Here is a 17,177-nt window from a genome sequence, read left to right as displayed (position 1 = left end):
TATTATAATCAAACAAAAACAATACAACAATAAATAAAATATCAAAATTTAATGAGAAAATGATTTTGTAAAATAATAAAATCAGAGAAAGGAAGATTATTATGACAATCAAAATTGAGGATTTACGAGGAGATTCACGGATTTTAGGACCAACTAATGCGAAACGAGACGTTTCAGTGGTCAAAAACATTGCACGTCATCATTCAGCAACTGAAACAGGAGATGTTTTTATCTTTCAACAATATTGGAATGGAGAACTAGGCTGGGGAACTGGCGGTTATCATGAGATTATCTTACGTGACGGAACTGTACAATGGTGCTACTTTGATGAAGATGTAACTAATGGTGTTGGTGGGCACAATACACCAACCTATCATATCTGTTTAGTAGGAAATGGTTCATTTACGGAAGCTCAAGAAGAAGCTTTCAATCAGCGTGCGAAAGCCGCAATGGAACGATTTGGTTTATCCGTTGAAAACGTCTTAGGTCATAATGAGTTTAGTGGACATGCGTCAAATATTTGTCCAGGGACAAATATGGATGCTGTCAGAGATATCCTTAATGGTGGGGATGGCAACGTTCCAGAACCGGACTATATCATGCATGATTGGAATAAAGAAATGGTCGTAGCAGCAGATGTTTTAAATGTACGCCAAGAGCCAAACACACGATCAGCAATCTTACGTCAATTAACTAGAAGTCAAGTTTTCCATTCTGCACGAGTGACGATCAACGGGGAGTTAGTGAATGGTATCAGACACTGGTATGAAGTGGATGGTAACGGCTGGGTTTCAGGATCATTAGTAGCAGAAGCATCTTCTGATAATGAATGGATTGAAAGAAAAGGCGAGGTGACTGTCGCTATTTCAGGAGGGATCAACTTACGAGGACCTTCAAGTGACAATGTAACCAATCCAACTAGTCTACCAATACTACGTCGCGTGGATCTGGGGGAAACGTTCGAATATGACAAAATACTCGTACAAAAGAATGGCCATGCCTTTGTAAGACAGTCAATTAGTGAAGGTTATACTTGGTTGGCTATTGGTTCAACTGCTAATGGAATCGTTACTTCATACTGGGTTACTGGCATTGAAATCTAATTGCTATAATTAATAATTACGCACAGTTTTGAGAAAAGCCGAAAACTAACAGAAACAAGTAAAAAAACGAGAATTTGAAAATAAATTTTCGTTTTTTTACTTGTTTTCGAAAGATTTGCCTTTGAAACTACATCGATAACCACTATTTCTCTTATTCAAGTATAGTGAGAGTTAAGGGAAGCTCGAACATACTCTAATGGACCTCGAGTCCGTGTAAAGAAAAGTCGAATCGGAATGAATGAGTGAAAGATGTTCAATCAAATAATAAAGGAGAAGTCGCATGACCTTTATTTTTGCTTTTGACGTATCTAAAGGTAAAAGTTACAAAGTACTTTACCATAATCAACAATGTCTAACAGAAGGGAAAGTCTGTCATAATCAAGAAGAGTTCCGCCAGTTACTTGAAGAAATCACCGTACTGCCAGAAACGCCTGAAATTATTTTTGAAGCAACCGGTGTCTCCTCTCGTCCATTAGAAAAATTCTGTCAAAATAACCGGTTAGCCTATTGTCTATTAAACTTTTTGGAGAGAGATATTAGCCCTCTCATATCACCTGAAACTGAATAAGCGGTGAGAACAGAATCAACCTCTTCATTATTTATATAAAAGAGCTGTACTGCTGTGAAAGTATGTCTATCTAGGAAATAGCGACTAAAATAGTAAACGAAATAGAGGATTTTGAAAACATTCATTTGCTTGCGTAGCAATTGTTTATTATGAGTGTGAATGGTAAAAGCAAAAAAATTACGTATTAGGTATATGCTAGATTATGAATATAGCCAGGGACTAATAAGAGAAGATATTTGAAGTAATCAATTACAATGAAAAATAGAAACAATAAATTCACTGAAAAAATCTAAAATCATTTATTTGAAAGTTAGATTATAAAGCTTTTCTTGCGCTTAACTCATTCAATATTCTTTGTACAGTAATTTATAAAGAAATTATCATTAAATGCTTAAAACTTGTGTATAATAAATTTAATGAATTTTAGGAGGAGATAGAAATGAGAGAATGGAAAACGATCAAGGAATACGACGAAATCTTATTTGAACAATATGGGAAGATTGCTAAGATAACAATCAATCGTCCGGAGGTCCATAATGCTTTTACACCAAAAACAGTCTTTGAGATGATCGAAGCTTTTACAATCAGTCGTGATCGTCAAGATATCGGTGTTATCATTTTGACAGGGGCTGGTGACAAAGCATTTTGTTCAGGTGGCGATCAGAAAGTTCGAGGAAATGGTGGGTATGTTGGTGAAGACCAAATTCCGCGTCTGAATGTACTAGATTTGCAACGATTGATCCGAGTCATTCCTAAGCCAGTGATTGCGATGGTAAAAGGTTGGTCGATCGGTGGTGGAAATGTCTTACAACTTGTGTGTGATATCACAATCGCAGCCGAAAATGCGAAATTCGGTCAAACAGGGCCTAACGTTGGGAGCTTCGATGGTGGCTATGGTTCGGGTTACTTGGCTCGTGTCGTAGGGCATAAAAAAGCGAAAGAAGTTTGGTTCATGACGAAGCAGTATAGTGCTGAAGAAGCGTTGGCAATGAATTGGATCAATACGGTCGTACCGCTCGAACAAGTAGAGGATGTGACGATCGAGTGGGCAGAAGAGATGTTGAAGAAAAGCCCACTAGCTCTACGAATGATCAAAGCGGCAATGAACGCAGATACAGATGGCTTAGCAGGTATCCAACAATTGGCAGGGGATGCGACGCTTTTATATTACACCATGGATGAAGCACAAGAAGGACGCGACGCATTTAAAGAAAAAAGAGAACCTGATTTTGACCAATTTCCTAAGTTCCCTTAAACCTCAACCTAATAGCTGGTTGCAAAAACAAGCAATGCTTCATCCAGATGCACCAGCCTGTCAGTGGAACGATCATCATTTGTCTTTTCGCGAGCTGACTTCACACGTTCAAAGTTTTGCAGAGTATTATCATCGAATATTACCCAAAGCGAGTGAACGAGTTGCCTTGTATTGTGAAAATGATTTAGATGCCTATTTATCGATCTTGGCATTATGGGAGTTAGGAAAAGAAATCCAGTTTGTCAATACACGCTTGACGACGAATGAGATCAGTGAACAGATGGCAGATGCTGGGACATCCACTCTTATTTCTGCCAATAAATTAGCAGTCAACGAGCGCATCACTTGGTTTTCATTTCCCGATCCTTCGGAATTACACGTCCTACAGCCGAAGGATTGGTTTGATGAAGGGTACGGAGAAAAGGCAATTGCGTCAATCATGTATACGTCTGGAACGACAGGTAAACCGAAAGGCGTACCGCAAACATTTGCCAATCACTATGCGAGTAGCCAAGCGACTGCGCTAAGTTTAGAAGTAGATCGTTCAGATAGCTGGATCTGCTGTGTGCCACTCTATCACATTAGTGGCTTGTCTATTTTATTACGCTCACTTGCTTTAGGCATCCAAGTGATTCTGTTGCAGGGATTCTCTCCTCAACAAGTCCATCAACTTTTAGCAAATGGAAGTGGCAACTATATTTCTTTGGTCAGCAAAATGTTGAAAGACCTTGAACCATTGATCCCAGAAAGTGGTTATGCTCCCTCATTCAAAAAAGTATTATTAGGGGGAGGGCCGGGAGAAGGACGAGTCATGCAAGCATGTATGGAAAAACAGGTGCCTGTGATGCTTTCTTATGGCATGACAGAAACCTGTTCACAGATCGTCGCCCTTTCTCCGGAGTCATTCGAAGCAAAAAACGGTTCTTCTGGTAAAGCTTTGTCTGAGGTATCGATCCGTATTCAAAAAGATAAGAAGTCAGATCAAATGGGAGAGATTTTAGTCAAAGGACCATCGATCATCGACCACTATTTGAATTGCGTCAATCCGAATTCTTGGACAGAGGATGGTTGGTTTCACACTGGCGATTGGGGATACCTTGATGAAGAGGATTATCTTTATATTGTCAGTCGCATGAGTGAACGCATCATTTCGGGGGGAGAGAATATTTTCCCAGTTGAAATCGAGCGAGTACTTTTAACTTGCAATAAAATTGCGGAGGTCGCTGTCGTAGGGGCTTGGGATAAAACATGGGGGCAAACACCTGTTGCTTATGTGCGATTAGATGAACCACTTACTGATAGAGAAATCACTGATCTACTAGCGCCATTAGCACGTTACAAGCATCCAACTAAAATCTACTGTGTCTCGGAAATTCCTAAAACGGCGACTGGAAAACCAATCAAACGTCTTTTAATGACAGAAGAAAGAGTGAATTACATTGAATATCAAATTAGATAGCTCAATCGATGATCAGCTTTTAAAAAATCATCTTTATTTTACTTATAGCTACGAGCTTGGTGAACAAACGGTAAAAAAACTCTTGCCTCTTGTCCCATCTAAAGGAGATCGCTTTTATTGGTGTCCTCCTGATGAGGATTGTGAGCTATTAGGAATAGGAGAAAATTTATTTGATGGACAACAGGATGATATGCCTAGTGCTATCAAAGGATTTTCTCTTGAGTTTTCTAAAAGTTTTTTAAACGTATCAAGCCAGAAGGGGGGACCTTTGCTTTTTGGAGGCTTTCCCTTTGATCCAAACAACTTAAAAGAAAAGATTTGGAGTGAGGTTGAATCTGGCTATTTCATTCTACCAAGTATTCTTTTCAAGCGAATAGGTTCAAAGACTCAAGTTGTTTTGACAATCAGAAAAGAAGCTGCAACAACCAGGAGTCTTTTAAAAGATTTTTCGTATTTAGATAGTCTTGTGAGTGAATTGTTAGAAGGCAAAGAACAAGAACAATCAGTAAATGTTCTTGTGTCGTCCGAAGAGCTGGCAGTTCCAACTTTTCTACACAATGTAGATGATGCGCGCAAGGAAATCATACACAAAGCTACTTCGCTTAAAAAGGTCGTCTTAGCAAGACAATTGGCAATACACGGATCTTTCCAGTCGATCACTCAAATTCTTCATCGTTTAGCTGAACAACAACCACAGACTTATTTATTTCTTTTAGCATCGAATCAACTTGCTTTCATTGGTGCAACTCCAGAACGATTGATTCAAGGAACGAAAAGTCATTTTATGACTGCTGGGATAGCAGGTTCGGCACCTAGAGGATCTACTATGCAGGAAGACGATGAAATCGGCAAAGAACTTTTAAAAGACTCTAAAAATACACAAGAGCACGGAATTGTTGCGCAACGATTAGAGGATCAATTAGCAAATATTGTCGCAGGGGATGTCGCTGTTTCTTCCCGTCGGTTATTGAAAAACCGTGATATTCAACATTTAGCGATGACTTTCTCTGGAGAACGTAAACAGGGAGTCTCATTGATCGATGCGGTTGAACTGATCCATCCTTCACCGGCTTTAGGTGGTGAACCTCAAAGATTAGCGTTGCAATGGATCAAAGATCATGAACCTTTCGGTAGAGGGTTATACGGGGCACCAATCGGGTGGGTGGACCCGATCGAGGATGTCGGTGAGTTTGCTGTAGGCATCCGCTCAGGCATCTTGACTGAAACCGAAGGAATATTATATGCAGGTTGTGGCATTGTTGCGGATTCTGATCCTGAGGCAGAACGCCAAGAAACATTGCTGAAATTCCAACCAATGCTTAGAGGAGTGAAAGGATGACGAGACAACAAGAGATGACCGCTTATTTATTGGCATTCATCAAAGGAATGAAAGAAGGCGGGCTTAAAAATGTCGTGATCAGTCCTGGTTCACGATCGACCCCACTTGCCTTGTTACTTCATAGAGACCCAGAGATCAATACAACAGTCAATGTTGATGAGCGATCGGCGGCATTCTTTGCATTAGGTATGGCAAAAGCATTGAAACAACCAGTCGGGGTTCTTTGTACGTCTGGTACTGCCGCAGCGAACTTCTTTCCAGCGGTTTGTGAAGCAAAAGCAACAAACATTCCTTTACTATTGCTAACAGCAGATCGTCCACCAGAAGCACGTGGCGTTGGTTCGCCACAAACGATGGACCAACAAAAGTTATTTGGTTCGCATATCAAAAAGTTTATTGAATTAGCACTTCCTGAAGCCAGTTCGGAAATGATACGGTATAGCTACTGGCATGGTGCCAATAGTGCCTATGAAGCAACACGCGTGCCTGCTGGCCCTATTCAGATCAATTTGCCTTTTAGAGAGCCATTATTGCCTGATTTAACTTTTTCTCTTGATGGATCTTTTCATCCAAAAAAACTGGTTACTCAAATTGTGTCGAAGCAAGTACCGGAGCTTGTTCCTTGGCTATCAAAAAAAGGGTTGATGATCGTCGGTAAAGAATTGACACCTGATGAGGCAAAAGCGTTACTTACTTTAGCAACAGCTTTACAATGGCCAATCATTGGCGATCCATTGGCAAATCTAGGTGCTTGTCAACAAATGAGCGATGTCTATCTTCCGCACGCAGATTTGATTTTTTCTGGACCGGTTCCTGAAACTCCTGAAGTCATTTGGCAATTTGGTAATCTTCCTGTAGCTAAAAATGTGATGCTTTATTTAAAAAAACATCACGAAACTATTTCTGACTATGTCTTGATCGATGAGGAAGAATGGCGTGATCCATTACATTTAGGAACAAGTTTTATCCAAATCGGTGTACTTGATTTCTGTAAACTAGTATCGGAAACTTTGGATGCAATACCTACGCCACCCCCTGACGAATGGTTGGTGCAATGGAAAAGAGCTTATCAAAAAGCGAGAGAAGTTATCACTAAAGAATTGTCTATCGATGAATGGAGCGAAAGCAATGCTAGTTGCCAGTTATTGCAAGCGATAAAATCAGAGGAAGCTTTATTTTTGGCAAATAGTAACGCGATCCGCTTTGTTGATCGTTTTGCTTCGCCTACTACAGAGTCATTTCCGATCTATGGGAATCGAGGGATCAACGGGATCGACGGGTTGATTTCTACAGCGGCAGGAATCGCTTTGGTAAGGAACAAGCGGATGTTTGTCTTGATCGGCGATCTTGCGCTGTTTCATGACATGAACGCGTTGGAGCTAATTCGACGTTATCACTTACCTGTTACTTTAGTCGTATTGAACAACAATGGTGGTGGAATTTTTTCTTTTCTTCCACAAAATCAACTTTCAGAGACTGATTTTGAATCATTGTTTGGTACACCACTTGATTTAGAATTAGAGAAAGTAGCAGATTTATATAATGGTCATTATATACAACCACCTTCAAGTAAAGAGTTTGAGCAAGCGATTGAAAAAAGCCGGAATCAAGGGGATTGGACAATGATTGAAATCAGAGGGCAACAACAAGAACCTGTCCAATTATGGGAGCAGATGAAGCGTCGTTATCAGGAGGAAATAGACTGATGCCAGTTAAGACTGTACGTGGGGTGGCTTACCATTACCGTTGGTTACACCAAACTGATCCAAAACAGCCAACGGTTATTTGTTTGCATGGCTTTACCGGTAGTACACAAACGTTTATGTTTGAGAATCCTCAGTTTAATTACTTAGCCATTGATTTGATCGGTCATGGAAAAACAGCGGTTTACCTTCATCCTTACCGTTACCAACTTACGTCATTGGTAGCTGATTTGGCGAGTTTAGTCTCATTATTAAAAATTCCTTCTTTTTATGTATTAGGCTACTCGATGGGGGCTCGAGTAGCACTTGCTTGGGCGCTCGAACGGCCACAAGGGATCAAAGGCCTCATTTTAGAAGGTGGAACTGCAGGAATTGCAGATGAACAGCAACGAAACCATCGTAAAAAAGCTGATCGAAAACTTGCTTTACGTTTATTGAGAGAGCCTTTGAGTGATTTTGTTGATGATTGGGAGAAGTTGCCACTATTCGCTTCACAACAGGCGTTATCCTTGGAACAAAAAAGCAGAGTAAGAAACGAGCGCCTTGCTCAAAATAAGCTAGGTTTAGCATTAAGTCTTTACTATATGGGAACTGGCGCGCAAAAAAATTATTGGCCAGATTTAGCGAGTATCGAATGCCCACTATTGTATCTTGTTGGTCAAAAGGATGAGAAGTTCCAAAAGATCGGTAAACAAATAACAAACATTAAAGAGATTTTTCGTTGCCAGATCCTTACGGAATGCGGGCACTGTTGTCACATCGAGCAACCTAGGCTATTTGAGACAACTGTCACTACTTGGATCAGTGAAATGGAAAGGGAGTGGACGCCATCAAAATAGTCAACATCCAACAGTACTGTTTGCGATTCCCCTTAGTGACACCTTTCAGAACGAGTTATGGTCGATTGGATACAAAGGCTTTTGATTTGTTGATCGTGGAAGATGAGTTAGGGAATCAGGGGATCGGCGAGTTAGTCGCTTTTGAACGTGCAGATTACATCGAAGAAACGATTGATATGAGTCGATCGGTATTACAAAAAGAGCTGATTCCTTGTTTATTCGAACTTGACTTCTCACATCCAGAAGAAATTTGGTCAGCTTTCAAATATACGCAAGGGAATTTTATGGCAAAATCAGCGGTCGAAACAGCGGTTTGGGATCTTTATGCTCGTCGAATAGGGCGCCCATTACAAAAGTTGTTTTCCGCCGAACGATCAGCGATTCCCGTAGGTGTCAGTATTGGTGTCCATGACAACCCGATAGATTTACTTGCGACTGCAAAAACTTATGTTGATCAAGGATACCAACGAATCAAGTTGAAAATCACTCCTGGCAATGACTTAGTGCCACTGCAAGTGTTGCGTGAACAATATCCAGAGATCCAATTGATGGCTGATGCGAATTCTGCTTATACGATCAGCGATCTGCCGTTATTCAAGAAAATGGATGCCTTGAAGCTTGCGATGATCGAACAACCTTTTCACCCTCGTGACTATGTTGACCATGCCATACTTCAAAAGGAAATCAAAACAGCAGTTTGTCTTGATGAGAATATTCGAACACTGGAAGACGTAAAAACAGCTCATGCACTGGGAAGTTGTCGAGCAATCAATTTAAAGATTCCCAGAGTCGGAGGAATCACTGAGGCTTTAAGAATCGTCGATTTTTGTCAGGAAAATGACTTGCTCGTTTGGTTAGGTGGGATGTTTGAATCCGGAGTCGGTCGAGCGATGAATCTGCATTTTGCAAGTCAAGATTGCTTTACTTTTCCAGGAGACTTGTCTGCTTTTGATCGCTATTTCTATGATGATATTGTCGAACCCAAAGCACGAATCACAAATGGACATTTGAGGATTCCTGGTCAATCAGGGATTGGTGTCACATGGCAAGAAGAGCAGTTGTTAAAGTATGCATATGATCAGAAAACCTATGTAAATAAATAGCGTCAAGAAGATGAATCACGCATGTTTTGTAAACAGTGTGCCATTCATCTTTTTTTTTGCTAAAAATCTTGTTACCGATAACAACAATGTAAGCGTTGTCTTTAAGTTGGTTATCTTTTATAGTTGTTTTTGTTAACTGAAAGACAAGGGAGGACTGAAATGAATACTGCAGCAATTTATCATCGACCTGAAAGTGAATTTGCTTATTTATACAGTGATACAACGATGCGGATTCGCTTACGTACAAGTAAAGATGATGTCAAACAAGTTTCTGTGATCAGCGGAGATCCATATACGATTTTCTCAGAAAATTGGTATTTAAAAGAACAACCAATGAAAAAAGGATTAAGTACACTTCTTCATGATTACTGGGAAATCGAGTTGACGAGTGATACTAGACGATTGCAATACGGTTTTCACATCGTGGGAATTGATGGGATGGATTGTTTTTACGGAGACCAAGGAATATTCCCTTATCAAGAAGAAACATTGGCGAATGCAAACTATTATTTCCGTATGCCATATTTTCAACAAATCGATCGCTTCAAAGTACCTGAATGGGCAAAACAAACGATTTGGTATCAAATATTTCCTGAACGCTTTGCGAATGGTGATCCAACAAATGATCCTAAAGGTACGTTGTCTTGGGGAAGTAAAGACCCGGATCGAGAAGATTTCTTTGGCGGAGATCTTCAAGGGGTGATCGATCATCTCGATTACCTAGCTGATTTAGGGATCACAGGGATTTATTTCTGTCCTGTTTTTGAAGCAACCTCGAATCACAAATATGACACGATCGATTACTATGCGGTCGATCCACAATTTGGTGATAAAGAGTTATTGAAAGAGTTAATCACAAAAGCGCATGATAAAGGAATCCGAATCATGCTGGATGCCGTGTTCAATCATATGGGGAGTCATGCACCACAATGGCAAGATGTGATCGAAAATGGCGAGAAATCCCGCTACAAAGACTGGTTCCACATCCATTCATTTCCAGTGGATGCCTATCAAATGACAGATGTTCCTGAAACAGCCGAAAATCTGGCATATGATACGTTTGCTTTTACGCCATTTATGCCTAAGCTCAATACAGCAAATCAAGAAGTACAAGATTATTTATTAGATATTGCCACGTATTGGGTCAAGGAATTTGATATCGATGGGTGGCGGTTAGATGTAGCAAATGAAGTGGATCATCATTTTTGGAAGAAATTCAGAGAAGCGGTCACTACGATCAAACCTGATATTTATATTTTAGGCGAAATCTGGCATTCTTCTCAAGCTTGGTTACAGGGCGATGAATTCCATGCGGTGATGAACTACGCCTTTATGGATTCGATCAAAGACTATTTCGTCCATAAAAAAATCACACCCACTCAAATGGTCAGTGGCATGAATCATCAGCAAATGCTTTATCGTGATCAAGTCAATGAAGGGACATTCAATTTATTGGATTCTCATGATACAGCCAGAATCTTGACTTTGTGTAAAGAGGACAAGGAACTGATGAAATCAGTGTTAGCTTTCATGTTCTTACAAAAAGGGGCGCCTTGTATCTACTACGGAACAGAAATCGGCATGACAGGTCATGATGATCCTGACTGTCGAAAATGTATGGTCTGGGAAAAGGACCAGCAAGATCTTGAATTGAAGGGGTTCGTCAAAGAATTGATCTGTGTGCGTAAACAAGTGCAACAAGTGTTGATTGAAGGGGATCTGACTTGGCGATTGGTTGACGACAAAAACGAACAAATTCACTTGACTCGTCATCTCGATCAGCAAACCATTCATGCTTATTTCAATCAAGGAACAGAATCGTATTTGGTCGATTTAGAAAATGATGTTTTGTTCAGCCAAAATTGTGACATCTTAAAAGACGGCAAAGCTGAAGTCCAAACGAATGGATTTTTGATCCTTTGTTAAGTTGTTATCGGTAACATAGAGAAAGCGTTTGCAAATCGAGCTTTTGTAAACATATAATCAAATTGTAAGAGGAATAGAATAGAATCGGAGGAAAAAAAATGAGTAAACAGTTGCTAAAAAAATTCGGGTTAGGCGCATTATCTTTAGGGTTTATCGGGGGACTTGCTGCCTGTGGTAATGGTGGTTCATCAACTGCAGCAAATGAAGAAGATGGAAAAACATTAACGATTTCTGTCGATTCTGGTTACAAAGATTATGTCAATGAGATTAAAACAAAATTTGAAGAAGACAATGACGTTAAAATCAAGTTAGTCGAAAAAGACATGTTCGAACAATTGGAATCGCTTGCGTTGGACGGTCCCGCAGGAAAAGCACCAGATGTCATGATGGCAGCTTATGACCGGATCGGAGCATTAGGACAACAAGGGCATTTGGCAGAAGTGAAATTGGGGAACGAAGCAGATTACAATGATACGGATAAAGCTCAAGTAACGTATGAGGATAAAATCTATGGGGCACCGGCAGTTATCGAGACACTAGTTTTATACTATAACAAAGATCTAGTTGACACTGCACCGACAACTTTCAAAGATTTGGAAGCGTTAGCAAAAGATGAACGTTTCAATTTTGAATCTGAAGAAGGAACGAATACAGGATTTTTAGCAAAATGGACTGATTTTTATTATTCATATGGCTTGATTTCTGGTTACGGTGGCTATGTATTTGGTGAAGATGGAACAGACCCATCTGAAATTGGGTTAAACAATGCAGGAGCAGTAGAAGGAATCACTTATGCTACAGATTGGTTCCAAAATGTTTGGCCTAAAGGAATGCAAGATATCAAGAGTGCTGGCGACTTTGTCAACCAACAGTTCATGTCAAACAAGGCAGCAGCGATTATCGATGGCCCATGGCAAGCACAAACTTATCAAGAAAACAACATCAATTATGGCGTATCAAAAATCCCAACATTGAATAATGGTGAATCTTATCAACCATTTGGTGGAGGAAAAGGTTGGGTGGTAAGTAACTACTCTAAGAATAAAGAAGTGGTTCAAAAATGGTTAGATTATGTAACCAATACAGAAAATCAAGAAAAATTCTTTGAAATGGTCAACGAAGTACCAGCCAATCAAGCGGCTCGTGAAACAGCAAAAGGCACAAATGATGAATTGACGACTGCAGTTATTGAACAATATGAAACAGCACAAGCAATGCCAAATATTCCAGAGATGGCAGAAGTTTGGACAGGCGCAGAAAACTTGATGTTTGATGCTGGTTCAGGCAGAAAAACACCAAAAGAATCGGCTGACGACGCGGTGAAGACGATCAGCGAAGCAATTGAGCAAAAATATTAATTAGATCATCAAAAAGGTTGGAGCTGTGAAGGAAATTGCTTCTCAGCTCCATGTTTTACCTTTGATGAACGTGAGATGATTTTATAGAAAAGGCGCTTCAACATACAGCACCTGTTTTTAGTATCAAGAGGGGGGAACAACACCATGCAACAAGAAGATACAGCGGTCAATGTCAAAGGCACGATGTTACGTTCGATCATTCCAGGACTGGGTCAATTTGCAAATGGTCAAGTATTTAAAGGGGTCGTATTTTTAGCACTATTTATCGGATTTATCATCCAAATGGTTTTAGGTGGTTTTCAATCCTTAATAGGTTTAGTTACCTTAGGGAGTGTCCCAATGGAAGATCACTCATTATTTATGTTGATCCAAGGAACTTTGCAATTGATTGTGACAGCCTTGTTTTTATTTTTTTATTTCATCAATCTAGTAGATGCAAAACGTGTCGCAGTCATGAGAAAAGAAGGGAAAAAGATCAATCGAACAATGAAGGAAGTCATACATAATGTGGGTGATGAAGGCTTTCCTTATCTCTTGACGCTTCCAGCGTATCTATTGATGATTTTCACGATCATCTTTCCGGTTCTAGTGACATTATTTACAGCATTTACAAACTATGATTTCCAACACATCCCACCAGCAAGTTTGATCGACTGGGTGGGAGCAGAAAACTTCTTCAGTATTTTCTTTTTAAGTTCTTATCGAAATACATTTGTTGCCGTGTTCTCTTGGACCGTCATCTGGACGCTTTGTGCAACTACTTTACAAATCACGTTAGGCGTATTTACAGCAGTGATCGCGCACCAGAAATTTATCAAATTCAAACGTGTTTTTGGAATTATTTTCCTTTTACCATGGGCAGTCCCAGCATTTATCACGATCATGAGTTTTTCAAACATCTTTAACGATAGTGTGGGAGCGATCAACACGCAAGTTATTCCATTCTTGAATAATATCCCCTTTGTAGATATTGCCTCCGTTCCTTGGAAAACTGATCCGAACTGGACAAAAGTCGCAATCATCTTGATACAAGGCTGGTTAGGTTTTCCTTACATCTATGTGATGGTCACAGGGATCTTACAATCGATTTCTGAAGATCTTTACGAAGCAGCAAAAATCGACGGTGCGAATGCTTGGCAGCGCTTCTCAAGTATCACGTTGCCAGCAATCTTTCTTGTAGCAGCACCAACGTTTATCACACAGTATACAGGGAACTTCAATAACTTCTCCATGATCTACCTCTTCAATAATGGGGGACCGGGAAGTGTCGGTGGTGGTGCAGGATCAACGGATATCTTGATTTCGTGGATCTATAAATTGACCACGGGGACCTCGCCACAGTATTCGATGGCTTCTGCGATCACGCTGATCATTTCGATGATCGTCATTGCCGTTTCTCTGTTGGTATTCAAGAAAACTAATGCGTTCAAAATGGAGGACTAGTCATGAAAAAATTTAGTACGAGTGCTAAGTTCCAACGGAGACTTTCGCATTTCTTCACTTATGTGTTTTTGATCCTATTGTCGATCATTATCATCTATCCGTTATTGATCACAGCTAGTACTGCTTTCAAACCAGGCAATATTGCTGCTTTTAGTTTGGATTTCTCCGGTGATTGGACCTTAAATAATTTTTCTCGCTTATTCAATGAAACCTTGTATGGCACGTGGTATAAAAATACGTTGATCATTTCTGTTTTAACGATGGTCATTCAAGTAACTGTTGTGACACTTGCTGGTTATACGTATAGTCGTTATCGTTTCATCGGAAGAAAATCAAGTTTGATGTTCTTTCTAGTGATCCAGATGGTACCAACGATGGCAGCTTTGACCGCTTTTTATGTGATGGCCTTTCTATTAGGTGCATTGGATCGTTATTGGTTCCTGACAATGATCTATATCGGTGGGGGAATCCCAATGAACACTTGGCTGATGAAAGGATACTTCGATACAGTCCCAATCGATTTAGATGAATCAGCTAAATTGGATGGTGCAGGACACTTTAGGATTTTCTTGCAAATCGTCTTGCCATTAGTCAAACCAATGATCGCAGTCCAAGCGCTTTGGGCATTTATGGGACCATTTGGTGACTTCATGTTGGCACGTTTCCTACTTCGTACGCCTGAAAATCAAACAGTCGCAGTTGGATTACAAACCTTTATTTCTGATGTAACCAACCAACGCGTTTCTCTGTTTGCGGCGGGAGCAATCTTGATTGCTGTACCAATATGTTTATTGTTCTTCTTTTTACAAAAAAACTTTGTGACCGGACTGACATCAGGCGGGACCAAAGGTTAGGAGTCGTTTGCTATGGATAAATTCCCACTCAATTACTTTTCAAGCTTAAGAAGTCCAAAACAGTTGTTTTTAGGTAGAAAACAACTCACTTGGCCAAAATTTATCGTGATCTTTCTGTTTCTAATTTCTTTTATGGTCATGCCGATTACTTTATTTTATACGAATCAAGTCTCGGCGATCCCGATGGAACAATTCTTATCGGTGAATACGTTGATCGATCAGGAAGGGGTGGCACGCTTACGTGAACTACAACTTACGAACGGTCGCTTAACAGCTGACTCTGAGATCATCAGTGTAACAAACGATGTCATCATCGGAACAGCACTGACGCCAGAAGAAATGGCAGAAAGAGGAGCCGCAATCAATTTTGAAGAGACCAGCTGGACGATCCGTCAAGAAGAGGATGGACAAACACGAGAATACAATATGTCATATCCCTCCTCATTTGATTTTATGAGAATGACAAGTCCAAAAGAGTTTGAACAGTTTTTAGAGAATGAATTTTATGCGAGTAATCGACCGATGATCATTTTATCTTACAGTTTGACGTTAGGTATTTTATTGTTTATCATGACGGGCTTGATTTTGTTCGGCGCTGCCTTCTTTTTATGGCTAACAAGAAAAAGCAAATTCTCTTCTATAAAAAACTTTAAAGAGAGCGCAAATTTGATGTTGAATGTTCTAGGTGTGAGTTCGATAATTGCTGGTTTTGTCGGTTTTATCCATTTTGATTTTGTCTTGATGATGGGCATCCAGTCGACCATAGCCGTTTTATTGTTACTATGGATTTTCGCTAAAACTGGCTTCAAAGATTCAAAAGCGATCCAAGTCTGATCGAATCAAAAAAATGAAGAATGTAAGAGGGAAAGCAGAAATGTCTTCCTCCTTACATTCTTTATTTTTGTGTTTCTGAAATTTTCAAAAAGCTTTTATTTATTGCCTGTAATCTGTTGATTCTTTGACGAAATAGGTATAACGTAATAGTGTAATTTTTGTTTTAGGAGGATCATTATGTTAGAAAAAACAATTTATCATCAACTATTTTCGCACTCTTTTTCACTTCCAGTAGAAGTCACGTATTGGGATGGAACGACGAAGCAGTATGGGGATACCGATAACCCTCCACAAATCAAAATCACGCTCAATGAAGAGATCCCAATCAAAGAGTTGACGAAAAATGCTTCTCTTTCTTTAGGGGAAGCTTATATGGATCATCGCATTGAAATCGAAGGGAATATCCAATCATTGATCAACGATGCTTATAGTCATACCGATAGTTTCTTGCGTAGCAAAGATTATCTGAAGTGGTTACCAAAAAAAGAGAAACACACAAAGCAGCAAAATAAAGCGGATATCCATGCTCATTATGACTTAGGCAATGATTTTTATCGCTTATGGCTTGATTCAACGTTGACGTATTCTTGTGCTTATTTCAAAACTCCAGAAGATAGTCTGGAGCAAGCACAGATCAATAAAGTCCATCATATTTTAGATAAGCTATTTATCAAAGAAGGGGAATCCCTCTTGGATATTGGTTGTGGCTGGGGAACGTTACTATTTACTGCTGCAAAAGAATATCATGTCAAAGCGACTGGTATTACTCTCAGTGAAGAACAATACAACTTCATCACCAATAAAATCAAAGAAGAGCATCTAGAAGACCAATGTCGTGTGTTTCTAATGGATTACCGTGAGTTGAAAGGGGAGACTTTCGATCATATCACCAGTGTGGGGATGTTCGAACACGTAGGGTCAGAAAATCTACCTGAATATTTCAAAGTAGTCAAAGATTTGTTGAAACCTAAAGGAACTGCTTTAATCCATGGAATCAGCCGACAACAAGGTGGTGCAACAAATGCGTGGATCAATAAATATATTTTCCCTGGCGGTTATGTACCAGGTGTGACGGAACTGATTAAGGATATCACGGAAAACGATCTACAAGTGATCGACTTAGAAAGTTTACGTCGTGATTACCAATGGACATTACAACATTGGACGCAACGTTTCCATGCGGTTCAAGAGCAGGTGACTCAGGAGATGGGTGATCGGTTCTATCGTATGTGGGATCTTTATTTACAAGCCTGTGCCGCATCTTTTGAATCGAGCAATATCGATGTGATCCAGTACTTGTTAGTCCATCCAGGGAACAATTCGATCCCAATGCATCGGAAATAATTTATTGAGTTTTGTTTTTTTATTTAAATGAAAAGAACCTGTTTTTACT

At 39.8% G+C, this 17,177-nt stretch carries 14 protein-coding genes; all 14 read left to right on the top strand.

The window, feature by feature from the left end:
• The first annotated feature begins 101 nt into the window (after positions 1-101).
• The 14 genes from ACH0AK_RS05420 to ACH0AK_RS05355 all read left to right on the top strand — a co-directional run bounded on the left by ACH0AK_RS05420 (position 102) and on the right by ACH0AK_RS05355 (position 17,128).
• A complete protein-coding gene (locus ACH0AK_RS05420) occupies positions 102-1,103 on the top strand; it encodes an N-acetylmuramoyl-L-alanine amidase (protein WP_010735415.1) in 1,002 nt (333 codons plus the stop codon).
• A 280-nt stretch (positions 1,104-1,383) separates the two neighbouring features.
• On the top strand, positions 1,384-1,671 hold the full coding sequence (locus ACH0AK_RS05415; RefSeq protein WP_499796773.1) for an IS110 family transposase: 288 nt from the start codon (positions 1,384-1,386) through the stop codon (positions 1,669-1,671).
• A 439-nt stretch (positions 1,672-2,110) separates the two neighbouring features.
• Positions 2,111-2,926 carry a 1,4-dihydroxy-2-naphthoyl-CoA synthase gene (gene menB / locus ACH0AK_RS05410; RefSeq protein WP_010735416.1) on the top strand — a complete coding sequence of 272 codons (816 nt, stop codon included), beginning with the start codon at positions 2,111-2,113 and terminating at the stop codon, positions 2,924-2,926.
• Positions 2,901-4,385: an o-succinylbenzoate--CoA ligase gene (gene menE / locus ACH0AK_RS05405; protein ID WP_499796772.1), complete on the top strand. Its 1,485-nt coding sequence runs from the start codon at positions 2,901-2,903 to the stop codon at positions 4,383-4,385. The genes menB and menE overlap by 26 nt, the downstream gene beginning before the upstream one ends.
• Complete coding sequence (locus ACH0AK_RS05400) at positions 4,366-5,724, top strand: isochorismate synthase (RefSeq protein WP_226076497.1); 1,359 nt, start codon at positions 4,366-4,368, stop codon at positions 5,722-5,724. The genes menE and ACH0AK_RS05400 overlap by 20 nt, the downstream gene beginning before the upstream one ends.
• Positions 5,721-7,430: a 2-succinyl-5-enolpyruvyl-6-hydroxy-3-cyclohexene-1-carboxylic-acid synthase gene (menD, locus tag ACH0AK_RS05395; RefSeq protein WP_226076500.1), complete on the top strand. Its 1,710-nt coding sequence runs from the start codon at positions 5,721-5,723 to the stop codon at positions 7,428-7,430. The genes ACH0AK_RS05400 and menD overlap by 4 nt, the downstream gene beginning before the upstream one ends.
• Positions 7,430-8,266, top strand: coding sequence for a 2-succinyl-6-hydroxy-2,4-cyclohexadiene-1-carboxylate synthase (gene menH / locus ACH0AK_RS05390; protein ID WP_023519694.1), 837 nt, complete (start codon positions 7,430-7,432; stop codon positions 8,264-8,266). The genes menD and menH overlap by 1 nt, the downstream gene beginning before the upstream one ends.
• Positions 8,257-9,369 carry an o-succinylbenzoate synthase gene (gene menC, locus ACH0AK_RS05385; protein ID WP_226076621.1) on the top strand — a complete coding sequence of 371 codons (1,113 nt, stop codon included), beginning with the start codon at positions 8,257-8,259 and terminating at the stop codon, positions 9,367-9,369. Before menH ends, menC begins: the two co-directional genes overlap by 10 nt.
• A gap of 159 nt (positions 9,370-9,528) precedes the next feature.
• A complete protein-coding gene (locus ACH0AK_RS05380) occupies positions 9,529-11,295 on the top strand; it encodes a glycoside hydrolase family 13 protein (RefSeq protein ID WP_023519692.1) in 1,767 nt (588 codons plus the stop codon).
• 98 nt (positions 11,296-11,393) lie between these two features.
• Positions 11,394-12,653, top strand: coding sequence for an extracellular solute-binding protein (locus tag ACH0AK_RS05375; RefSeq protein WP_499796771.1), 1,260 nt, complete (start codon positions 11,394-11,396; stop codon positions 12,651-12,653).
• A gap of 144 nt (positions 12,654-12,797) precedes the next feature.
• The gene (locus tag ACH0AK_RS05370; RefSeq protein ID WP_010735424.1) at positions 12,798-14,096 is read left to right on the top strand and encodes a carbohydrate ABC transporter permease; all 1,299 of its coding nucleotides are present in this window, start codon (positions 12,798-12,800) and stop codon (positions 14,094-14,096) included.
• A gap of 2 nt (positions 14,097-14,098) precedes the next feature.
• The gene (locus ACH0AK_RS05365) at positions 14,099-14,950 is read left to right on the top strand and encodes a sugar ABC transporter permease (RefSeq protein ID WP_010735425.1); all 852 of its coding nucleotides are present in this window, start codon (positions 14,099-14,101) and stop codon (positions 14,948-14,950) included.
• 12 nt (positions 14,951-14,962) lie between these two features.
• A complete protein-coding gene (locus ACH0AK_RS05360) occupies positions 14,963-15,784 on the top strand; it encodes a maltodextrose utilization protein MalA (RefSeq protein WP_066025019.1) in 822 nt (273 codons plus the stop codon).
• A 177-nt stretch (positions 15,785-15,961) separates the two neighbouring features.
• Positions 15,962-17,128: a class I SAM-dependent methyltransferase gene (locus tag ACH0AK_RS05355; RefSeq protein WP_096081546.1), complete on the top strand. Its 1,167-nt coding sequence runs from the start codon at positions 15,962-15,964 to the stop codon at positions 17,126-17,128.
• The last annotated feature ends 49 nt before the right edge of the window (positions 17,129-17,177 follow it).

Source organism: Enterococcus pernyi (assembly GCF_045371165.1).
Lineage (GTDB): Bacteria > Bacillota > Bacilli > Lactobacillales > Enterococcaceae > Enterococcus_B > Enterococcus_B pernyi.
Note: the sequence above shows the minus strand (reverse complement) of the source record. Positions and strands in the feature narration are given on the sequence as shown.